Annotated in this window: 18 protein-coding genes; 6 read left to right on the top strand and 12 right to left on the bottom strand. The window is 66.0% G+C overall.

The window, feature by feature from the left end:
- Window positions 1-75: 75 nt before the first annotated feature.
- The 6 genes from glcF to tldD all read right to left on the bottom strand — a co-directional run bounded on the left by glcF (window position 76) and on the right by tldD (window position 8,483).
- Window positions 76-1,305, bottom strand: coding sequence for a glycolate oxidase subunit GlcF (gene glcF, locus ACVN9Z_RS15540; protein WP_020924478.1), 1,230 nt, complete (start codon window positions 1,303-1,305; stop codon window positions 76-78).
- A gap of 5 nt (window positions 1,306-1,310) precedes the next feature.
- Window positions 1,311-2,393, bottom strand: coding sequence for a glycolate oxidase subunit GlcE (gene glcE / locus ACVN9Z_RS15535; protein ID WP_458212378.1), 1,083 nt, complete (start codon window positions 2,391-2,393; stop codon window positions 1,311-1,313).
- A 12-nt stretch (window positions 2,394-2,405) separates the two neighbouring features.
- Complete coding sequence (locus tag ACVN9Z_RS15530) at window positions 2,406-3,905, bottom strand: FAD-linked oxidase C-terminal domain-containing protein (RefSeq protein WP_006388443.1); 1,500 nt, start codon at window positions 3,903-3,905, stop codon at window positions 2,406-2,408.
- Between the two features lie 266 nt (window positions 3,906-4,171).
- Window positions 4,172-5,581, bottom strand: a complete 1,410-nt coding sequence (locus ACVN9Z_RS15525) for an FAD-binding oxidoreductase (protein WP_024068245.1) — start codon at window positions 5,579-5,581, stop codon at window positions 4,172-4,174.
- A 98-nt stretch (window positions 5,582-5,679) separates the two neighbouring features.
- The gene (gene aroG / locus ACVN9Z_RS15520) at window positions 5,680-6,753 is read right to left on the bottom strand and encodes a 3-deoxy-7-phosphoheptulonate synthase AroG (protein WP_458212377.1); all 1,074 of its coding nucleotides are present in this window, start codon (window positions 6,751-6,753) and stop codon (window positions 5,680-5,682) included.
- 269 nt (window positions 6,754-7,022) lie between these two features.
- A complete protein-coding gene (tldD, locus tag ACVN9Z_RS15515) occupies window positions 7,023-8,483 on the bottom strand; it encodes a metalloprotease TldD (protein WP_020924482.1) in 1,461 nt (486 codons plus the stop codon).
- Window positions 8,484-9,264: 781 nt separating this feature from the next.
- Between tldD and ACVN9Z_RS15510 the strand changes: the two genes are divergently transcribed.
- Window positions 9,265-9,651, top strand: a complete 387-nt coding sequence (locus tag ACVN9Z_RS15510) for an H-NS histone family protein (RefSeq protein ID WP_006388439.1) — start codon at window positions 9,265-9,267, stop codon at window positions 9,649-9,651.
- A gap of 86 nt (window positions 9,652-9,737) precedes the next feature.
- Here the strand turns inward: ACVN9Z_RS15510 and ACVN9Z_RS15505 are convergent, their stop codons facing one another.
- Window positions 9,738-10,376 (bottom strand): DUF4136 domain-containing protein, encoded by a 639-nt coding sequence (locus ACVN9Z_RS15505; protein ID WP_006388438.1) that lies wholly within the window; start codon window positions 10,374-10,376, stop codon window positions 9,738-9,740.
- A 152-nt stretch (window positions 10,377-10,528) separates the two neighbouring features.
- Here ACVN9Z_RS15505 and pepN point away from each other — a divergent pair, with 152 nt between their 5' ends.
- Both pepN and ACVN9Z_RS15495 read left to right on the top strand, forming a co-directional pair.
- The gene (pepN, locus tag ACVN9Z_RS15500) at window positions 10,529-13,234 is read left to right on the top strand and encodes an aminopeptidase N (protein ID WP_054484694.1); all 2,706 of its coding nucleotides are present in this window, start codon (window positions 10,529-10,531) and stop codon (window positions 13,232-13,234) included.
- A 10-nt stretch (window positions 13,235-13,244) separates the two neighbouring features.
- A complete protein-coding gene (locus tag ACVN9Z_RS15495; RefSeq protein WP_006388436.1) occupies window positions 13,245-14,264 on the top strand; it encodes a class 1 fructose-bisphosphatase in 1,020 nt (339 codons plus the stop codon).
- 71 nt (window positions 14,265-14,335) lie between these two features.
- Here the strand turns inward: ACVN9Z_RS15495 and ACVN9Z_RS15490 are convergent, their stop codons facing one another.
- From ACVN9Z_RS15490 to alaC, 4 genes are all read right to left on the bottom strand, one after another.
- Window positions 14,336-14,557, bottom strand: a complete 222-nt coding sequence (locus ACVN9Z_RS15490) for a YgdI/YgdR family lipoprotein (protein WP_006388435.1) — start codon at window positions 14,555-14,557, stop codon at window positions 14,336-14,338.
- Between the two features lie 154 nt (window positions 14,558-14,711).
- Window positions 14,712-16,121 carry a threonine synthase gene (gene thrC, locus ACVN9Z_RS15485; protein ID WP_238927128.1) on the bottom strand — a complete coding sequence of 470 codons (1,410 nt, stop codon included), beginning with the start codon at window positions 16,119-16,121 and terminating at the stop codon, window positions 14,712-14,714.
- A 120-nt stretch (window positions 16,122-16,241) separates the two neighbouring features.
- A complete protein-coding gene (locus ACVN9Z_RS15480; RefSeq protein WP_020924485.1) occupies window positions 16,242-17,546 on the bottom strand; it encodes a homoserine dehydrogenase in 1,305 nt (434 codons plus the stop codon).
- A 205-nt stretch (window positions 17,547-17,751) separates the two neighbouring features.
- Window positions 17,752-18,936, bottom strand: a complete 1,185-nt coding sequence (gene alaC / locus ACVN9Z_RS15475; RefSeq protein WP_006388432.1) for an alanine transaminase — start codon at window positions 18,934-18,936, stop codon at window positions 17,752-17,754.
- Window positions 18,937-19,273: 337 nt separating this feature from the next.
- Here alaC and ACVN9Z_RS15470 point away from each other — a divergent pair, with 337 nt between their 5' ends.
- The 3 genes from ACVN9Z_RS15470 to ACVN9Z_RS15460 are packed head-to-tail and all read left to right on the top strand — an operon-like array spanning window position 19,274 to window position 21,964.
- Entirely contained in the window at window positions 19,274-19,735 is a 462-nt protein-coding gene (locus tag ACVN9Z_RS15470) for an Mth938-like domain-containing protein (protein WP_006388431.1), read from the top strand.
- Entirely contained in the window at window positions 19,735-20,199 is a 465-nt protein-coding gene (locus ACVN9Z_RS15465) for a peroxiredoxin (protein WP_006388430.1), read from the top strand. Before ACVN9Z_RS15470 ends, ACVN9Z_RS15465 begins: the two co-directional genes overlap by 1 nt.
- Before the next feature lie 58 nt (window positions 20,200-20,257).
- Window positions 20,258-21,964, top strand: a complete 1,707-nt coding sequence (locus ACVN9Z_RS15460) for a PhoH family protein (protein WP_024068242.1) — start codon at window positions 20,258-20,260, stop codon at window positions 21,962-21,964.
- 127 nt (window positions 21,965-22,091) lie between these two features.
- Here ACVN9Z_RS15460 and ACVN9Z_RS15455 read toward each other — a convergent pair whose 3' ends face one another.
- Window positions 22,092-22,223, bottom strand: a complete 132-nt coding sequence (locus ACVN9Z_RS15455; protein WP_006388428.1) for an entericidin A/B family lipoprotein — start codon at window positions 22,221-22,223, stop codon at window positions 22,092-22,094.
- Window position 22,224: the final 1 nt, after the last annotated feature.

The following is a 22,224-nucleotide window of genomic DNA, read 5'->3' as shown; positions in this document are numbered from 1 at the left end:
CGCATGCGCATCCGCGGGGCCGCTTCCTGCCAGGCTGCGGCCGCGCGCCCAATGTCCGCGGCAACGTCCGCGCGATCAGGCCGGCGCCAGTTGCTCGTCCACCACTTCGATCCAGTGCCGCACCGGCGTGCTGGTGCCGCTCTGCAAGTGCCCGATGCAGCCGATATTGGCCGACAGGATCACGTCCGGCGCGGCCGGCGCGATCGCGGCCAGCTTGCGGTCGCGCAGCGCCAACGCGATTTCGGGATTCAGCACTGAATACGCGCCCGCCGAGCCGCAGCACAGGTGCTGCTCCGCAAACGGCTGCAACTCGAACCCCAACTCGACCAGCAATCGTTCCGACAACGGCCGCAGTCCCTGCCAGTGCTGCAGGGTGCATGGCGGGTGGAACGATGCCCGCGCGCCCTTGCCCGCCAGCCGCTGGCGCAGTTGCGCCGCGTGCGGCGCCACGATTTCCGCCACGTCCTTGACCAGCGCCACGATGTCCGCCGCCCGCTGGGCGTAGGCGGGATCATGGCGCAGGTGATGCGCATACTCCTTGACCATGGCGCCGCAACCCGACGCATTCATGACGATGGCTTCGATCCCGCCATCCTTCACTAGCGGCCACCACGCGTCGATGTTGGCGCGCATCTGGTCGAGCGCGGCCGCCTGCGCGTCCAGGTGAAAGCTGGCGGCGCCGCAGCAGCCGGCGCCCGGGGCAATGCGCGCGCCGATGCCGATGGCATCCAGCACGCGGATGGTGGCGGCGTCGATCGTCGGCATCATCGACGGCTGCACGCAGCCGGCGAGCATCAGCACCTGGCGGCCGTGCCCGGCCACTTGCGGGAGCGCGCCAGCGGGACGCCGTTCCGGCACCTTGCGCTTGAGCGCCTCGGGCAACAGCCCGCGCACGGCCTGGCCCGCCCGCATGGCGGGCCCGAACAGCGGCGACAGCATGGCCCGGCGCAGCATCTTGCGCTTGGCCTTCTCGGCCCACGGCCGCGGCACCCGCTCCTCGACGATCTGGCGGCCGATGTCCACCAGATGCCCATATTCCACGCCCGACGGGCAAGTGGTTTCGCAATTGCGGCAGGTCAGGCAGCGATCCAGGTGCTGCTGGGTCGACTGCGTCGGTTCGGCGCCTTCCAGCACCTGCTTGATCAGGTAGATGCGGCCGCGCGGGCTGTCCAGTTCATCGCCCAGCACCTGGTAGGTGGGACAGGTGGCGGTGCAGAAGCCGCAGTGCACGCAGCGCCGCAGGATCGCGTCGGCCTCTTTGCCCAGGTCGGTATCGCGGGCCCAGGCTGCCAGATTGGTTTGCATGATGCCTATAGCTCCAGGACCAGCCGGCCGGGATTGAACAGCCCCGCCGGATCGAGTTCTTGCTTGAGGCGGCGCGTAATCAGCGCCACGCCCGGCGACAGCGGATGGAACACGCCGTCGGTCGGCGGCCGCGTGCCTGCCGTACGGAACAGCGTCGCATGGCCGCCCAACCGTTGCGCCAGTTCGCGCAGCTCGGCGGCATCCTGCGCGCCCGACAGCCAGCGCTGGCCGCCGCCCCACTCCACCAGGGCCTGTCCGCTGCCCACCGCGGCCGCGGTGGGCGGCAAGGCCAGCCGCCAGAGCGGCTGGCCGGGCGCGAAGAAGGCATGGGTCTGTTCACGCAAGCCGGTCCACCAGGCTTGCGCCGCCCCCGGCGCCAGCGGATCCCCGCCGATCACCTGCCGCGCGCCCGACAGGCGCACGTGCATCTGGCCTTCCTCGTCGGCACCGCCCACCCAGCTGGTCGCCGAAATCGGCAAGGGCTTGCCGCGCCACAGCGCGAAGCTGGCCAGGGCCTGGGCCTGCGTCGCCGGCAACGCCAGCGTCAGTTCTTCCATCGGCCGAGGCACGACCTTGAGCGACACTTCGAGGATCGCGCCGAAGATGCCATGCGAACCTGCCAGCAACCGCGACACATCGTAGCCGGCCACGTTTTTCATGACCTCGCCGCCGAACGACAGCACCCGGCCGTCGGAATCCAGCAGCTGCGCGCCCAGCACGAAGTCGCGCAAGGCGCCGGCGCTCATGCGGCGCGGCCCCGACAGTCCCGCGGCCACGCAGCCGCCGATGGTGGCGGCGGGCGAGAAATGCGGGGGTTCGAAGGCCAGCATCTGGCCGTGCTCGGCCAGCGCCGCCTCCAGCTCCGCCAGCGGCGTGCCGGCCCTGACCGTCACCACCAGTTCCGACGGGTGATAGCTGACGATGCCGCGATACGGGGTCATGTCCAGCAGGCAATGGCCATCCTGCGGCGTCACCGGCCGGTAGTTGCCGTAGAACGCCTTGCTGCCGCCGCCCATGACGAACAGCGGCTTGTGACCGGCGCGAGCCGTCATGACCTGGTCGCACAATTCCGACAGGACGAAATCCATAAGGGAGACGTCCTAGAAGCGTGCGAGATCCGGGAAGCGCAGCTCGCCCGCATGTACATGCATCTTGCCGTATTCAGCGCAGCGGGCCAGCGTAGGTATGACCTTTTCGGGATTGAGCAGGCACGGCGGATCGAATGCCCGCTTGACCGCCAGGAACGCGTCGAGTTCTTCGCGAGAGAATTGCACGCACATTTGATTTATTTTCTCCATTCCCACACCGTGCTCTCCAGTCACGGTTCCTCCCACCTGCACGCACAGTTCGAGTATGGCCGCGCCGAATTTCTCGGCGCGCTCCACTTCGTCCGGTTTATTCGAATCGAACAGGATCAACGGATGCAGGTTGCCATCGCCCGCATGGAACACGTTGGCGCAACGCAGGCCGAACTCGTCTTCCATTTGCTCGATGGCGCCCAGCACCCGGGCGAGATGACGGCGCGGAATCGTGCCGTCCATGCAGTAGTAATCGGGCGACACGCGCCCGGCGGCGGGAAACGCGTTCTTGCGCCCCGCCCAGAATTTGAGCCGCTCGGCCTCCGAGGCCGACACCTGGCAGCGGGTGGACCCGGCCGCGCGGAAGATGGCTTCCATGCGCGCGATCTCGTGCGCCACTTCCTCCGGCGTGCCGTCGGATTCGCACAGCAGGATGGCCTGCGCGTCCATGTCGTAGCCGGCGCGCACGAAGGGTTCGACCATGTGCGTGGCGCGCCGGTCCATCATCTCGAGCCCGGCGGGAATGATGCCGTCGGCGATCACCTGCGTCACCGCGTTGCCCGCGGCCTCGACACTGGAAAAACTGGCCATCACGACCTGGGCGCAGGCCGGCTTGGGAATCAGCTTGACCGTCACTTCGGTCACCACCCCCAGCATGCCTTCCGAGCCGATGAATACCGACAGCAGATCCAGTCCCGGCGCGTCCGGCGCCTCGGAACCCAGTTCCACCACGTCGCCGTCGATGGTGACCATGCGCACCCGCAGCACGTTGTGCACGGTCAGGCCGTACTTCAGGCAATGCACGCCGCCCGAATTCTCGGCGACGTTGCCGCCGATCGAACAGGCGATCTGGCTGGAAGGATCCGGCGCGTAGTACAGCCCATAGGGCGCCGCGGCCTCCGAAATGGCCAGGTTGCGCACACCGGGCTCGACCACCGCGGTCGCGCTGGCCAGGTCGATATGCTTGATGCGATTGAATTTGGACAGGCCCAGCAGCACGCCCTGGCTGTGCGGCATGGCGCCGCCCGACAGGCCGGTGCCGGCGCCGCGCGCGACCACCGGGGCATTCAGGCGCTTGCAGATGCGCATCACGGCCTGCACCTGCTCTTCGCTCTCGGGCAGGGCCACTACCGCCGGCAGCGCGCGGTACAGCGACAGGCCGTCGCATTCGTAGGGACGCGTGTCCTCTTCACGAAACAGCACGCAATGCGACGGCAGCGCGGCCGACAACGCCTCGACGAGTTGCTGCAACGAATAAGGCGCCTGCGCTTGAGCCAGGCCGGTTTCGACCAGTGAATTCATGAGCGCAACAATAGCGCGACCGCAGATTGGACGCAGGCCGGGATTTACCCGCATCCTGCGTACATCCGCCGGCCACAAGGGCGCACAGACGTAACCAGCCGTAAAGTCCCTGCGCGCCGAATGGACATGGACGTTGCCGGCCCAGGCGCCCGCTTCATTCCCATCCATTGGGAATGCCTCTCGGCCATGCCCGTCGCCGGTTCCGCTGGACGAAAAAAAACCGGCGGGTCGCCCCGCCGGCCTTCACCTGCGCCCCTTGGGACGACTCACCAGGACACGATCTTGCCCGGGTTCAGGATGTTGTTCGGATCGAACGCATGCTTGAGGCTGCGCATCAGGTCCAGCGCGTCGTCACCGTGCTCTTCGGCCATGAACTGCATCTTGTGCAGGCCGACGCCGTGTTCGCCGGTGCAGGTGCCGTCGGCGGCGATCGCGCGCCGCACCAGGTTGTGGTTGATGGTTTCCGACTCCTGCCATTCGCGTTCGCTGTCGGCGTCCAGCAACATCAGCACGTGGAAATTGCCGTCGCCGACGTGGCCGACGATGGTGTACGGGAAGCTGGCCCGGTCCAGTTCCTCGACGGTGTCGCGCACGCAATCGGCCAGGCGCGAAATCGGCACGCACACGTCGGTGGTGCTGGCGCGGCATCCCGGACGCAGCTGCAGGCCGGCGAAGTAGGCATTGTGGCGCGCGGTCCACAGGCGGCTGCGGTCCTCGGGGCGCTCGGCCCATTCGAAGTCCATGCCGCCATGCTCGGCGGTGATGGCCTGCACGGTCTCGGCCTGCTCCTGCACGCCCGCCGGACTGCCGTGGAATTCGAACACCAGCAGCGGCGTCTCGCGCAGCGTCAGCTTGCTGTGCAGGTTGACGGCGCGCACGCTGGCCGCGTCCATGAACTCGACACGCGCCACCGGCACGCCCATCTGGATGATCTCGATCACGCTTTGCACCGCGGCGTCGAGCGTGGGGAAGTTGCAGACCGCGGCCGACACGGCCTCGGGCTGCGGATACAGGCGCACCGTCACTTCGGTGATGATGCCGAGCGTGCCTTCGCTGCCGACGAAGATGCGGGTCAGGTCGTAGCCGGCCGACGACTTGCGGGCGCGGCCGGCGGTGCGCACGATGCGGCCGTCGGCGGTGACCACGGTCAGCGACATGACGTTTTCGCGCATGGTGCCGTAGCGCACCGCGTTGGTGCCGGAGGCGCGCGTGGCGGCCATGCCGCCCAGGCTGGCGTCGGCGCCCGGATCGATCGGGAAGAACAGGCCGGTGCTGCGGATCTCTTCATTGAGCTGCTTGCGCAGCACGCCCGCCTGCACCGTCGCGGTCAGGTCTTCGGCGTTGACGGCCAGCACCTTGTTCATCTGCGACAGGTCCAGGCTGATGCCGCCCTGGATCGCCAGGATGTGGCCTTCCAGCGACGAACCCGCGCCATAGGGAATCAGCGGCACGCGGTGTTCGTTGCACAGCCTGGCGACCTCGGCGACTTCCTCGGTGCTCTGGGCGAAGACGACGGCGTCGGGCAGCATCGCCGGATACGGCGATTCATCGCGGCCGTGGTGCTCGCGCACCGCGGAAGACTCGGAGAAACGATCGCCAAAGCGGGCGCGCAGGGCCTCGAGACAGGCGGCCGGCACCGCGCGGCGCAGCGATTCAGCGTGCAGGGGAGCATTCATGATCAGCGGATTCTCGGGTTGGGTAATCCGGCTATTCTACGCCGCCCGCCTTGCTGCGCCGCAAACCGCCGCCCGCGGCGGCTTGCGGCAATCCTGCCTTATTTGCCGGAGGTCAGCGCGACGCGGCGGCGTTCACGCACGGCATGGGCCAGGCGCTCGAGCACGGCCACCGACGCATCCCAGTCGATGCAGCCGTCGGTGATGCTCTGGCCGTAGACCAGCGGCGTGCCCGGCACCATGTCCTGGCGGCCGCCCAGCAGGTGGCTTTCGACCATCACGCCGACCAGGCGCGCGTCGCCGGCTTCCATCTGGCGCGCCACGTCCTCGATCACCAGCGGCTGGTTCTCGGGCTTCTTGCTGCTGTTGGCGTGGCTGGCATCGACCATCACGCGTTGCGCCAGGCCGGCCTTGGACATGTCCTGGCAGGCCGCGTCGACGCTGGCGGCATCGTAGTTCGGCGTCTTGCCGCCCCGCAGGATGACGTGACAGTCTTCGTTGCCCGCCGTCGAGACGATGGCCGAATGCCCGCCCTTGGTCACCGACAGGAAGTGGTGCGGCTGCGACGCCGCCTTGATCGCATCGACCGCGATCTTCACATTGCCGTCGGTGCCATTCTTGAAACCCACCGGACACGACAATCCGGACGCCAGTTCGCGATGCACCTGGCTCTCCGTCGTGCGCGCCCCGATCGCCCCCCAGGAAACCAGGTCCGCAATGTATTGCGGCGTAATCATGTCCAGGAACTCGCACCCCGCCGGCAGGCCCAGGCTGTTGATGCCCAGCAGCAGTTCGCGCGCCACGCGCACGCCCTTGTTGATGTCGAAGCTGCCGTCCAGGTCCGGATCGTTGATCAGGCCTTTCCAACCGACCGTGGTGCGCGGCTTCTCGAAATACACGCGCATGACGATTTCCAGATCCGCGCTCAGACGGTCGCGCACCGGCTTGAGCCGTTTCGCGTATTCGATCGCCGCGCGGGTGTCGTGGATCGAACACGGGCCGATCACGACGATCATGCGGTCGTCCATGCCATGCAGGATGCGGTGCATCGACTGGCGGGCGGCGAACACGGTGTCGGAGGCCTCTTTGGTGCAGGCGAACTCGCGCATCACGTGCGCGGGCGGATTCAGCTCTTTGATTTCTCGGATGCGAAGGTCGTCGGTATTGTGTGACACGGTACTGCTCCTGGGTTTCCCGCCACCGGGATCGGTCCCGGGGTGTTCCTCAAGCTGACGGCACAAAAAAAGCCGCCAGTTCGCTGGCGGCTTTTTTGGGGGGATTCTTTCCAAACTTCAGATTGAGCGCGTCCCTTCCTCCGCCAGCGGCTTCAGAAAACCATAAAAGTAAAAGTAAAAGGCGGGGGACGCGAATTTCATGGGAAAAGACTCTAGCACAAAATTTTGGAGCCGTCACGCCGGATTTCAGCGGCGGACGGCGCCCCATTTCACGCGGTGCCGCCCACCGTCAGGCCTTCCATGCGGACGGTCGGCATGCCCACGCCCACCGGCACGCTCTGGCCATCCTTGCCGCAGGTGCCCACGCCCGAATCCAGTTTCAGGTCGTCGCCGATCATGGTGACGCGGGTCATGGCATCGGGGCCGTTGCCGATCAGCGTGGCGCCCTTGACCGGATACGTCACCTTGCCGTCCTCGATCATGTAGGCCTCGGAGGCCGAGAACACGAACTTGCCGTTGGTGATGTCGACCTGGCCGCCGCCGAAATTGACCGCGTACAGGCCGCGCTTGACGGACGAGATGATTTCCTCTGGCGCCTTGTCGCCGGCCAGCATGTAGGTGTTGGTCATGCGCGGCATCGGCAGGTGCGCGAACGATTCGCGGCGGCCGTTGCCGGTGGCCGCGGTCTTCATCAGTCGCGCATTCAGGGTGTCCTGCATGTAGCCGCGCAGGATGCCGTCTTCGATCAGGACGTTGCGCTGGGTGGCGTTGCCCTCATCGTCGATGTTGAGCGAACCGCGGCGGTCGGGGATGGTGCCGTCGTCGACCACGGTCACGCCCTTGGACGCGACGCGTTCACCGATACGGCCCGAGAACACGCTGGAGCCCTTGCGGTTGAAGTCGCCTTCCAGGCCATGGCCGACCGCTTCGTGCAGCAGGATGCCGGGCCAGCCCGACCCCAGCACCACCGTCATTTCGCCCGCGGGCGCGGGACGGGCTTCCAGGTTGACCATGGCTTCGTGCACGGCGCGCTCGACGTAGCCCTGCAGCATTTCGTCGGTGAAATATGCCAGCCCCAGCCGGCCGCCGCCGCCCGCATGGCCCATTTCGCGCCGGCCGTTGCGCTCGGCGATCACGGTCAGCGACAGGCGCACCAGCGGGCGCACGTCGGCGGCCAGGCGGCCATCGCTGCCGGCTACCAGCACCACGTCGTACTCGGCGCCCAGGCCGGCCATGACCTGGATCACATGCGGGTCGCGGGCCCGCGCCATGCGTTCGATGCGTTCAAGCAAGGCGACCTTCTCGGGGGCGCTCAGCGTGGCCACCGGATCGATGTCCGCATACAGGCTGCGGCCCATCTCGGCTTCGACCTGCGCCGCGACCTTGACCTTGCCGGCGCCGCGGCGGGCGATGCCGCGCACCGCGTGGGCCGACGACAGCAGCGCCTCGGGCGACAGCGAATCGGAATAGGCAAACGCGGTTTTCTCGCCACTCACGGCGCGCACGCCGACGCCCTGGCTGATGGAGAAGCTGCCGGTCTTGACGATGCCCTCTTCCAGGCTCCAGCCTTCGCTGCGGGTGTATTGGAAGTACAGGTCGGCATAGTCGACCTTGTGGGTGAAGATTTCGCCGAGCGCGCGCGCCATGTCGGCCTCGGTCAGCCCCCAGGGGTCGAGCAACAGCGATTTGGCGGTGGCCAGGGATGCAATAGCGGGATCGATGATTTTCATAGGACTCTGTTTGGGGGCGCAGGCGCGGAAAACGCGGCAGCCGTGACACGCAAGCCTCTATCGTAACGCCGACACGGGTCCGGCGTCCCGGGCCGCGAATATTGTCTATCAAGTTAACCAATTGGGGACTGTTCCCAAACTGTTGCGGAATCGCGGCACAAAATAAGAAAGCCCCCGGCACGACCCGGACGCCGGCGGCTCCGTCGCCGTCCGGACGCGCCAAATCGGCCTGCCGCGCTTGGATCAAAAACTTGTCATACAACCCAACGACAAAATGAACACCCGGGAAAATACACGGCGCAACGGGCACGCATACCATTCTCGCAGGATGGGAATGAAAATCCGCATACCCTGGCCAAATCCCGCGAATATGCCACGGTATCCATGTCGTCCTACCACTGATTTGCCGCGCGCATTCTTCATCCGCGGAGTTTGCCAAACCCTGGCCAGGCGTGTTCCGTTACCGCGAAAAATACCGATTCCCTTCCCATCCGCTCGCTTCGTGAAACAAAACCGTGCAATTCGGCGCCCGACCGGCGGCATTCGTCCGCCCTGTGAACCAAAGACTATCTTGTTTCAATTAGTCCCAAATTTGGGAATATCATTCCCAATACTTGTTCCAGGCCGGAAGCCGCAAGACTGAACGCTCTCAGGCGGTTTTGATACAAAGTAATTAGTCCGAAACTGCGGCAATGGCTCGGTAACTTCTGTATTATGCGAGGCACAACAAATAAACATAACTCCGCCGGCGATTAAAGCAGTTCCATAATCAGGAATAACCATGGCCCGAGAAACCTACGCAGCTCTGCAAGCAAAGATCGAAAAGGAAATCAACAAGCTCCAAAAGAAGGCTGAAGTCCTCCAGACCAAGCGTCGCAAGCCGGTGATCGCTTCGATCATCACCTCGATGCGCGAGTACGACATCACGCCCGAAGAAATTGCCGCCGCCTTTGGTGCTGGCAAATCCGTTCGCACCGCCAGCAGCGGTGGTCGCCGCAAGACCGGCGCCGCCGCCCGCCCCGCCAACGCCGCCAAACGCGCCGTTGCGCCCAAGTACCGTCATCCCCAGACCGGGGAGACCTGGAGCGGCCGCGGCAAGGCGCCTCGCTGGCTCGCCGCGGAAGAAGCCGCGGGGGCCACGCGCGACAGTTTTCTTATCAAAGAATAAAACCTATCTTTCAGTAAGAAAAATAAAGGCGCACCAAAATGGTGCGCCTTTTTTATTTTCGAACAACCCTTGCGGGCTGCTGAAATTTACTGAACCGGGAATTGGATTTCGCGCTCGGCGCCATTATTTCCTGGAAAGTTGTCAAATATTGCACGAACCAGATAGGGCATCATGCGCATGAAATTGTCCTGCTCGCTGAGTATGAAAGCGCTGGACCGATAGACTTCGGCCCCGCCCCGCTGGCTGTCGTGGATCTGCAGCGTGAGCGTATTGCGCTGGGCCACCACGGGCACGTCGACCCATTCGGGACCCCAGTAGCCGTAGTAACCGCCCCAGGGACGCGGGCCGTAGAAACCGCCATAACCGTAACCGCCATTGAAATACGGATCGTACGGGCGCCGCACCATGACCTGCGTCTGCGTCGTGCCATAACGGAACGAGACATTGAAACGGGCCTTGGCGCCGCCCTGGGCTTCCACCAGTCCGGTGGCGCCGATACCGGCGCGAACCATGTCCTGGTAGGACTGGTATTCGAGGTTATTGGCCTGCGACGGCTCGGCCGGCACGAATTGGTAAGTCTGGCCTTCGACCCCGGCAGGCCATTGCTGGAACGAGGTGACGCGCGCCGATACGGTGGGGGTGGCGCATCCGCTCAGCACCAGTGCCCCGAATACGGCCAGGACGGCCGCCCAGCGGCCGGTATTGAACGGGAAAGAACGGAACATTTGCAACTCCTCATCGCGCGCAACGGCGCCCATCATACTGAGCTTGGACCGCGCGGCCCGTGGAAAGTTTACGCCTTGCGACGCCTTGCAGCCCTGCGCCCGCCGACCCAGCCACTACAATAGGACTCTCGTTCATACAGGACTGCAATCCCATGCGCACCGACACGCCCGTTACCGTATACCGCAAGGATTACCAGCCCTACCCCTACGACATCCCGCAGGTTTCCCTCGCCTTCGATCTCGCGCCCGACAGCACCGAAGTCCGCTGCGTCATGCAGGTCCGGCGCAAAGCCGAGGCCAGCGCCGACGCCGCGCTGGTGCTCGATGGCGAAGAGCTGGAACTCGTTTCGGTAGCGGTGGATGGCCAGGCGCTGCCACCCGACCGCTACCGCCTGTCCGAACACAGCCTGGCGCTGTACGGCCTGCCCGCCGAGGCCACCATCGAGATCGTCAGCCGCTGCAAACCCTCGGCCAACTCCACGCTGATGGGCCTGTACGTTTCGGGCGGCAATTTCTTCACGCAATGCGAGGCCGAGGGCTTTCGCCGCATCACCTGGTTCGCCGACCGTCCCGACGTCATGTCGCGCTATCGCGTGACCTTGCGCGCCGCGCCGGCTTACCCGGTACTGCTGTCCAACGGCAACCTGGTGGCCTCGCGCCAATTGCCCGACGGCCGCAACGAGGTCGAATGGGAAGATCCGTTCCCCAAGCCCTGCTACCTGTTCGCCCTGGTGGGCGGCAACCTCACCCACCGCGAAACCACGGTCAAGACCGCCAGCGGCCGCGACGTGTTGTTGCAGGTCTACAGCGACCCGGGCGCCGAGACCAAGACCGAATGGGCGCTGGATTCCCTGGTGCGCGCGCTGCGCTGGGACGAAACCCGCTTCGGCCTGGAACTCGACCTGGACCGCTTCATGGTGGTGGCCGTCCATGACTTCAACATGGGCGCGATGGAGAACAAGGGCCTGAACATTTTCAATGCCGCCTACGTGCTGGCCGACGCGGATACCGCCACGGACGCCAACTACGAAGGCATCGAATCGGTCATCGGCCACGAGTACTTCCACAACTGGACCGGCAACCGCGTCACCTGCCGCGACTGGTTCCAGTTGAGCCTGAAGGAAGGCCTGACGGTCTTCCGCGACCAGGAATTCAGCGCCGACATGATGGCGCAGGACATGGACGAGGCCGCTGCCGCCAGCGCCCGCGCGGTCAAGCGCATCGACGACGTGGTGACGCTGCGCGCGGCGCAGTTCCCCGAGGACGCGGGCCCGATGGCCCACCCGATCCGCCCCGACAGCTACCAGGAAATCGGCAATTTCTATACCGCCACGGTGTACGAGAAAGGCGCCGAGGTCATCCGCATGCAGCACACGCTGCTGGGCGAGGCGGGCTTTCGCGCCGGCATGGACGAGTATTTCCGCCGCCACGACGGCCAGGCCGTGACCTGCGACGACTTCGTCGCCGCCATGGAATCGGTCTACACGCGCCAGCACCCGGGCCGTGATCTGTCGGTGTTCCGCAACTGGTACCGCCAGGCGGGCACGCCGCGCGTGACGGTCAAGCTGACGCACGACGCCGCGGCGCGCCGCTGCACCGTGACGCTGTCGCAGGAATGCCAGCCGGTCGGCGTCGAGAAGAAGGCCCCCGCCGGCTTCGTCAAGGCGCCGTACCACATCCCGTTCGCCATCGGCCTGCTGGACCGCAATGGCCGCGCCCTGCCCCTGCGGCTCGACGGCGCGGAGCGTGACACGGCGCTGCTGGAGCTGACCACGCAAACCCAGCAATGGCATTTCGACGGCATCGACGAGATGCCAGTGCCTTCGCTGCTGCGCGATTTTTCCGCGCCGGTGATCGTCGATTACGACTGGAGCGACGAGGAACTGGCGCTGCTGTCGGCCCACGACGGCAACCCCTTCGCGCGCTGGGAAGCCGGCCAGGAACTGGCCACCCGCCAGATCCTGGCGCTGGCCGAGGCGCGCCAGGCCGGCCGCACGCTGCACGTCGACCCGGCCTTCATCGCCGCCTGGCGCGCGCTGTTGACCGACCCGGCGCTGGATGCCGCCTACCGCGCCCGCGCCCTGGCGCTGCCGTCGGAAAAGACGCTGGCCGAACGCATGCAGGCCGTCGATCCGCCGGCGCTGGCGGTGGCGCGCGACTTCCTGCGCGCCGAGCTGGGCCGGCAGTTGGCGGCCGAATTCCGCCAGGCCTTCGATGACAACCAGACGCCGGGCGCATACAGCCCCGCGCCAGTGCCGGCCGGCAAGCGCGCGATGAAGAACCTGGCGCTCAGCCATCTGATGGCCGCCGGCGAGCACGAGGCGCAGCGCCTGGCCGAGCAGCAATACGAGCACGCCGGCAACATGACCGACAGCATGGCGGCGCTGTCGGCCCTGATCAACTACGGCCAGGGCGATTTTCCGCAACAGGCGCTGGCCGCGTTCTACGACAAGTGGCGCGACAACGCGCTGGTGGTGGACAAGTGGTTCGCGTTGCAGGCCGCGGCGCGCTACACCACGGTGCAAACCGCGCGCGAGCTGATGACGCACCCGGCATTCACGCTGCGCAATCCCAACCGGGCGCGCGCGCTGATTTTCCAGTTCTGCCTGAACAACGCCCGCGGCATGCACCATCCGGATGGATCGGGCTACGCCTTCTGGGCCGAGCAGGTGCTGGCGCTGGATGCGCTCAACCCCGAAATCGCGGCGCGCCTGGCGCGCGCCCTGGACAACTGGTCGCGCTACGTGCCCGCCCTGCGCGGCCCCATGCAGGAAGCCCTGCAGCGGGTGCGCGGCCACGAGGGGCTGTCGCGCAACGTGCAGGAAATCGTATCCAAGGCTTTAGAATTCGCAGCATAGGGAGAACCTCTTGAAACGTAAAACACTTACCCAATACCTGGTGGAGCAGCAACGCTCCGCGCAGGCCCTGGCCCCCGAAGTGCGGCTGCTCATCGAAGTCGTGGCGCGCGCCTGCAAGGCGATCAGCCACGCGGTCAGCAAGGGCGCGCTCGGCGGCGTCCTGGGCAGCCTCGAAAGCGAGAACGTGCAGGGCGAAGTGCAGAAGAAGCTGGACGTGCTGTCCAACGAGATCCTGCTCGAAGCCAACGAATGGGGCGGCCATCTTGCGGCCATGGCTTCGGAAGAGATGGAGACCATCCACCTGATTCCGAACCGCTACCCCAAGGGCGAATACCTGCTGCTGTTCGATCCGCTGGACGGCTCGTCGAACATCGACGTGAACGTGTCGATCGGCACCATCTTCTCGGTGCTGCACGCTCCTCACAACGTGTCGGGCGCGCCGGTCTGTGAAGCCGACTTCCTGCAACCGGGCAACAAGCAGGTGGTGGCCGGCTATGCCGTCTACGGCCCGCAGACCATGCTGGTGCTGACCATCGGCAACGGCGTGGTCGGCTTCACGCTGGACCGCGAAATGGGCTCGTGGGTGCTGACCCACGAGAACATCCGCGTGCCGGAGGACACCAAGGAATTCGCCATCAACATGTCGAACATGCGCCACTGGGCCGCCCCGGTCAAGCGCTACATCGACGACTGCCTGGCCGGCTCCACCGGCCCCCTGGGCAAGGACTACAACATGCGCTGGATCGCCTCGATGGTGGCCGACGTGCATCGCATCCTGACCCGCGGCGGCATCTTCATGTACCCCTGGGACGCGCGCGAACCGGGCAAGGCCGGCAAGCTGCGCCTGATGTACGAAGCCAACCCCATGAGCTTCCTCATCGAACAGGCCGGCGGCGCCTCCATCAACGGCACCCAGCGCATCATGGACATCCAGCCGGAAAAGCTGCACCAGCGCGTCAGCGTGATCCTGGGCTCGAAGAACGAAGTCGAGCGCGTGGGCCGCTACCACGCCGAGGACGCGGGCAAGTAAGCCACGCACGCGGCCAAACGAAAAGCCCCGGCATGAGCCGGGGCTTTTTTCATCCAGATCCCGCGAAGGGGTTACTTGACCTCTTCGATGGACTTCACGTCGTCCTTGTTGATCTGGACCTTCTTGCCGTCCTTGTCGTACTCGTACATGCCGGACTTCTTGTCGTAGGTCGGCTCGTCGGGCGTCACGGTCGAGGTCCCGTCCCGTTGCTGAATAACCGAGGGCGACGAGCATCCGGCCAGCACCCCTACTCCGGTCACCACCAGGGCCAACGTCATGGTCTTCAGATTCATGGGCGTGTTCTCCGATTGTGAATGGTGAATTCACTTTATCGGATGACCGCCCGGAAAAAGTGACGGCATGTGGCCAAAATGCGTATGAACGTAAAAAACCCCTCGCGGTTCACACCGGCGAGGGGTTGCAACCCCATACAACCGCAAGCTGCCTTTACACCTTGGCGTGCGCCTCGATGTAGCGGCGCACGGCGGCGGCATCGCAGTCCATGACTTCGACGCGCTGCGGCAAGGATTCCAGGTTGGCCAGGTTGCCCGGCGGCGTGGCCGGACGGCCCAGCGCGGCCTCGATGGTTTCCGAGAACTTGGCCGGCAAGGCGGTTTCCAGAACCAGCATCGGCACGCCGGGTTCGACGTGCTCGCGCGCGACCTTGACGCCGTCGGCGGTGTGCGGATCGACCAGCACGCCGGTCTCGTCGTAGAGCGAACGGATGGTGGCCAGGCGGTCTTCGTGCGTGCTGGCGCCCGAGACGAAGCCGTACTGCGCCTCGAATTGCGGCTTGAGCGCCGACAGGTCGAAGAAACCATCGCGCGCCATGTCGGCCCACAGCGCCTTGACGCGGCCGGCGTCGCGGCCCACCAGGTCGAACACGAAGCGCTCGAAGTTCGAGGCGCGCGAAATGTCCATCGACGGGCTGGAGGTGGCGTAGGTCTGTTCGGCCGGGCGCGGACGGTAGATGCCAGTGCGGAAGAACTCTTCCAGCACGTTGTTCTCGTTGGTGGCCAGCACCAGGCGGCGCACCGGCAGGCCCATGCCGCGGGCGATGTGGCCCGACAGGATGTTGCCGAAGTTGCCCGAGGGCACCGTGAACGAGACCTGCTGGCCCGGCTTGTCGGTGGCGCGCAGCCAGCCGTGGAAGTAGTACACCACCTGGGCGGCGATGCGCGCCCAGTTGATCGAGTTGACCGCGCCCAGGCGGTACTTGGCCTTGAAAGCCAGGTCGCCGGCCAGCGCCTTGACGATGTCCTGGGCTTCGTCGAACACGCCGCGCACCGCGATGTTGTGGATGTTCTCGTCCTGCAGCGAGTACATCTGGGCGCGCTGGAACGCGCTCATGCGGCCGTGCGGCGACAGCATGAACACGGCCACGCCGCGTTTGCCGCGCAGCGCGTATTCGGCCGCCGAACCGGTGTCGCCGGAGGTGGCGCCGACGATGTTGAGCGTGGTGCCGCGTTGGGTCAGCACGTACTCGAACACCTGGCCCAGGAACTGCATGGCCATGTCCTTGAAGGCCAGCGTCGGGCCTTCGGACAGCCCCAGCAGCGACAGGCCGTCGTTCAGCGGACGCAGCGGGACGATGTCTTCGCTGTTGAAGATCTGCGGGGTGTAGGCGGCGCGGGTCAGGCGGCGCAGGTCCTCGGCCGGGATGTCGGTGGCAAAGCGCGACAGCACTTCGAACGCCAGGTCGGCGTACGACAGGCCGCGCCACGATTCCAGCGTCTCGGCCGAAATCTGCGGCAACTGTTCCGGCACGGCCAGGCCGCCGTCCGGCGCCAGCCCTTCGAGCAGGATGTCGGAAAACGGCAGGGGCGCCATGCCCCCACGGGTCGAGATGTATTTCATATCAGAAACTCCACAATGCACGGCATCCAGCCAAGCCAGGCCGCGCGGAGCCGGCTCCGCCGGGCCGCCGCCGGCGCCCCCTTGAGGGGGAAGCGCCGCAGGCGCTTCGGGGGTGGGCCCTCATACCAAATGCTCCACGCGCAGGCGCGTGACCTTGGAACGGACAAAGGGCAAGGCCTCGATGCGCTCGATGGCCTGGTTGACGTTGCCTTCCACCGCTTCATGCGTCAGGAAGATGATGTCCGCGCCGCCGATGTGCGAGGGCTGCTGGATCATCGAGCCGATCGAGATGGAGCGGTCGGCCAGGAGGCGCGCGATGTCGGCCAGCACGCCCGGCTGGTCGTCCACGCGCAGGCGCAGGTAGTACGACGTGCTGACCTGCTCGATCGGCAGGATCGGCGTGTCGGCCATGGCGTCCGGCTGGAACGCCAGGTGCGGCACGCGGTTGCCCGGATCGGCGGTGTGCAGGCGGGTCACGTCGACCAGGTCGGCCACCACCGCCGAGGCGGTCGGCTCTTCGCCGGCGCCCTGGCCGTAGTACAGCGTCGGGCCGACGGCGTCGCCCTTGACCAGCACCGCGTTCATCGCGCCTTCGACGTTGGCCAGCAGGCGCTCGGCCGGCACCAGCGCCGGATGCACGCGCAGCTCGATGCCGTCGGCGCGGCGCTTGGTGATGCCCAGCAGCTTGATGCGGTAGCCCAGGCGCTCGGCGTGCTCGATGTCCTCGGCGGCCAGCTGCGAGATGCCTTCGATGTACGCGCGGTCGAACTGCACCGGCACGCCGAAGGCCAGCGAGGCCAGCAGCGTCAGCTTGTGCGCGGCGTCGACGCCTTCCACGTCGAACGTGGGATCGGCTTCGGCGTAACCCAGGCGCTGGGCCTCGGCCAGCACGTCGGCGAACGGCAGGCCGCGCGAGCGCATTTCCGACAGGATGAAATTGGTGGTGCCGTTGATGATGCCGGCGACCCACTGGATGCGGTTGGCGGTCAGGCCTTCGCGGATGGCCTTGATGATGGGGATGCCGCCGGCGACCGCGGCTTCGAACGCCACCATCACGCCGCGCTCGGAAGCCGCGGCGAAGATCTCGTTGCCGTGCTTGGCCAGCAGCGCCTTGTTGGCGGTGACCACGTGCTTGCCGTTGGCGATGGCTTCCAGCACCAGCTCGCGCGCCAGGGTATCGCCGCCGATCAGCTCGACCACGATGTCGATCTCGGGATCGCGCACCAGCGCGTGCACGTCGGTGTCCACGGGCAGCGTGTCGCCGACGCGGGCGCGCGCCTTGGGCACGTCGCGCACGGCGGCGCGGGTCACTTCAATGCGGCGACCGGCGCGGCGCGCGATCTCTTCCGCATTGCGCGACAGCACCGTCCAGGTGCCGCCGCCGACCACGCCCAGGCCGAGCAGGCCCACTTTCATGGGATTCATCGCGGCGCCCTCCGCGGGCGGGCGTTGAGGCGAATTCATTTCATTTCTCCATAATGCGGGCGCTACGCCACGCAAGCCACGCAAAAAACGGCTGCCCCCGTATCGGGATGCCGCGGATCCGGCTCCGCCGGTCCGCAGGCATGCCCCCTCGAGGGGGAAGCGCCGCAGGCGCTTCGGGGGTGGGCCTACCTTCGGGGGGGGGACCTTACCTATAGCCGTCCTTGCGGAACATGTCCTTGATGCCGCGCACCGCCTGGCGGGTGCGCTGCTCGTTTTCGATAAGAGCGAAGCGCACGTATTCGTCGCCATACTCGCCGAAGCCGATCCCGGGGGACACGGCCACTTTCGCATCCGACAGGACACGCTTGGCAAACTCCAAAGAGCCCATCGCCCGGTAGGGTTCGGGGATCTGCGCCCAGATGTACATGGACGCCTTGGGAATTTCCACATTCCAACCTGCTTCGTGCAGACCGCGCGCGAGCACGTCGCGGCGGCTTTGGTACTGCGCCACGATCTCGTTCACGCAGTCCTGCGGGCCGTCCAGGGCGGCGATCGAGGCCACCTGGATCGGCGTGAACGTGCCGTAGTCGTGATAGCTCTTGATGCGCGCCAGCGCGCCCACCAGCTCGCGGTTGCCGACCATGTAGCCGATGCGCCAGCCCGCCATGTTGTAGCTCTTGCTCATGGTGAAGAACTCGACCGCGACATCGCGCGCGCCGGGCACCTGCATGATCGAGGGGGCGACGTAGCCGTCGAAGGTGATGTCGGCGTAGGCCAGGTCGTGCACCACCAGGATGTCGTGTTCCTTGGCCAGGGCCACCACGCGCTCGAAGAACGACAGGTCGACGCACTGGGCGGTCGGGTTGCTGGGGAAGCCCAGCACCATCATCTTGGGCTTCGGAATCGACTCGCGCACGGCGCGCTCGAGTTCCTCGAAGAAGTCCACGCCCGGCGTCATGCGCACGGAGCGGATGTTGGCGCCGGCGATGACCGCGCCGTAGATGTGGATCGGGTAGCTGGGGTTGGGCACCAGCACGGTGTCGCCACGGTCCAGGGTGGCCAGCATCAGGTGCGCCAGGCCTTCCTTGGAGCCGATGGTGACGATGGCTTCGGAATCGGGATCGAACTCGACCGCGTAGCGGCGCTGGTACCAGTCACAGATGGCCTTGCGCAGGCGCGGGATGCCCTTGGATACCGAGTAGCCGTGGGTGGTCGGGCGGGTGGTGGCCTCGACCATCTTGTCGACGATGTGCTTGGGAGTGGCGCCGTCCGGATTGCCCATCGACATGTCGATGATGTCCTCGCCGCGCCGACGGGCTGCCATCTTGAGCTCGCCGGTAATGTTGAAAACGTACGGGGGCAAACGCTCAATGCGAGAGAACTTCCTCATGATGGGAATCCTTAGGGGCGAAGGGGCAAAAATCCAGGGCGCGGGCGCGCGAAGGGGAAACGGGCTCAAAAGCCGCGCCAGCGCAGGTTTGCGGCGCAGCAAAACCCTGTAATCTAGCGCAAGGACGCCCGGGCGGCAAATGGAACAAAAATAGGGCCTGCTTGATGGCGAATTTGGTGGCGAAAATGCCCGCCCGCCCGCCGGGCCGCCCCAAGGGCGGGCAGCCCCCGCAGGGGGGCGGAGCGCGAGCGCAACGAGTCAAGCGTGGGGGTATTCCCTTTGCAACATACGGCCATCCTGATGCGCTATTATCGGAACCATAAAGCCGGAGTATTTATTGAAGCTGCATACCGATCCTGCGACGGCCGCCCTGAACACCGTCACCGCTTATGGTGATGGCTATATCGAGGTCAACCAGGTACGTTTTTCCTCCTCGGTCGCTTTTGGCCCCGAAGGCGAAGTTACCCCTTGGCCCGTTCAGTCGCCGGCCGACATCACCCCCACCCTCTTGCGCCAGGCGGCCGGATTGTCCGAACCCGTCCGCGACCCGTTGGCGTTCCTGGACGAACCCGAAGCCACCCCCAGCCGCCCGGCCAATGCGCCGGAAGTGCTGCTGGTCGGCACGGGCGGCCGGCAACAGTTCCTGCGCCCCGAGGTGCTGCGTCCCCTGTTGGCGGCCGGCATCGGCGTCGAAATCATGGACACCCACGCCGCCTCGCGCACGTACAACATCCTGATGGCGGAGGGCCGGCGCGTGGTCGTCGCCCTCATCCCCCCCAACGGAGACCCCCAGACATGATGATGCCCATCATCGGCAAGCCCGCCCCGCTGTTCACCGCTGAAAGCACCATCGGGCCGATCAGCCTGGAGCAGTGCCAGGGTCGCGCCGTGATCCTGTATTTCTACCCCAAGGACAACACCCCTGGCTGCACCACCGAGAGCCAGGATTTCCGCGACCTGCACGCCGACTTCCTGTCGGCCAGCGCCGTGGTGGTCGGAATCTCGCGCGATTCGCTGAAGTCGCACGAGAACTTCAAGGCCAAGTACGAGCTTCCTTTCCCTCTCATCTCCGACGCCGACGAAACCGTGTGCAACCTGTACGGCGTCATCAAGCAGAAGAACATGTACGGCAAGCAGGTGCGCGGCATCGAGCGCAGCACCTTTCTGATCGACGCTTATGGCGTGCTGGTGCAGGAGTGGCGCGGGGTGAAGGTCCCGGGCCACGCCAAGGAAGTCCTGCAGGCCGCCAAGAGCATCGGTTAGCCGTGCACAGGAATACCCGTCAGGTGCCATAGCCGGCCCATACTGGAGAGTGACGCATATGCCGCTTCCGAAGTTGCCCACCCGCCCCGCAGCCATCCTGACCTTCCCCTCGGGCGATAACGCCCGGGCGCAGGCCCGCACGACCAAGACCGCCGCTGCGCGGTCCAATACCAATACCCAGGCCGTCCTGGCCGAAGACGACGAGGACGAGCTGCTGGTCCAGCCCGAACTCGACGGTATCGGCTCGCCGGCCCGCAAGGCGCAGATCCCGGCCCGCCAGGTTCCCCCCCCGCCGCCCGCCGCGCCGGCGCCGCGCCCCCAGGCCCGCCAGGCCAAACCCGCGCCGGCCCCGGCCAAGCGCGCCAAGGCGCGTGCCCAGAACGCCCCGCGCAAGCTGTTCGTGCTGGACACCAACGTGCTGCTGCACGACCCCAGCTCGCTGTTCCGCTTCGAAGAGCACGACATCTTCCTGCCGATGATGACGCTCGAAGAGCTGGACCACCAGAAAAAGGGCATGTCGGAAGTGGCGCGCAATGCCCGCCAGGTCAGCCGCTCGCTCGACGCGCTGGTGCAGGACGCGACCCAACTCGAAGACGGCCTGGAGCTGGCCAAGCTGGGCAACAAGGACGCCACCGGGCGCCTGATGTTCCAGACCACCGCCATCCACAGCACCCTGCCGTCGGACCTGCCCATGGGCAAGGCCGACAACCAGATCCTGGGCGTGGTGCGGGCCTTGCAGGAAAAATACCCGCAGCGCGAAGTCGTGCTGGTGTCCAAGGACATCAACATGCGCCTGAAGGCGCGCGCGCTGGGCATGGCCGCGGAAGACTACTTCAACGACCACGTCCTGGAAGACTCGGACCTGATGTACTCGGGCGTGATGCAGCTGCCCGAGGACTTCTGGAACAAGCACGGCAAGGACGTCGAGTCCTGGCAACAGGGCGGCACCACCTTCTACCGCATCCACGGCCCCTTGTGTTCGCAGTTCGTGGTCAACCAGTTCGTCTACTTCGAAGGCCAGATGCCCCTGTATGCCCAGGTGCGCGAGGTCAGCGGCAAGATGGCGGTGCTGGCGACGCTGCGTGACTACACCCACGGCAAGAACAACGTCTGGGGCATCACCGCGCGCAACCGCGAGCAGAACTTCGCCATGAACCTGCTGATGAACCCGGAATGCGACTTCGTGTCGCTGCTGGGCCAGGCGGGCACGGGCAAGACGCTGCTGGCGCTGGCGGCCGGCATCACGCAGGTGCTGGAAACCAAGCGCTACACCGAGATCATCATGACCCGCGTCACGGTGCCCGTCGGCGAAGACATCGGCTTCCTGCCCGGCACCGAGGAAGAAAAGATGCTGCCCTGGATGGGAGCGCTGGAAGACAACCTCGACGTGCTGAACATGGGCGAAGGCGAAGGCAATGGCGACTGGGGGCGCGCCGCCACCATGGACTTGATCCGTTCGCGCATCAAGGTCAAGTCGCTGAACTTCATGCGCGGGCGCACCTTCCTGAACAAGTACCTGATCATCGACGAGGCCCAGAACCTGACGCCCAAGCAGATGAAGACGCTGGTGACCCGCGCCGGCCCCGGCACCAAGGTGATCTGCCTGGGCAACATCGCCCAGATCGACACCCCCTACCTGACCGAAGGCAGCTCGGGCCTGACGTTCGTGGTCGACCGCTTCAAGGGCTGGCCGCACTCGGGCCACGTGACCTTGCAGCGCGGCGAACGCTCGCGCCTGGCGGACTATGCCGGGGACGTGTTGTGAACCCTCGCGGGTGAGTCTCCGCGCCGCGCCCACTGCCGTGGACGGGCGCCGCCTCCCCGGGATGGCGTCTCCAAAGAAAAAGCCCCTTGAGCGATCAAGGGGCTTTTTTATCACCGGGGTCGGACGATTACTTGTCGGCGGCGTTGGTGATGGCGTTGCCGGCCCGCGACATGTCCTTGCCCATGCCCGCCACGGTATTGCAACCGGCGAGTACGAAGCCGAACACGACGAAGGCGGTCAGCACGATCTTGCTGCGCATG

It is taken from the genome of Achromobacter sp. KK8 (genome assembly GCF_054188005.1).
Note: the sequence above shows the minus strand (reverse complement) of the source record. Positions and strands in the feature narration are given on the sequence as shown.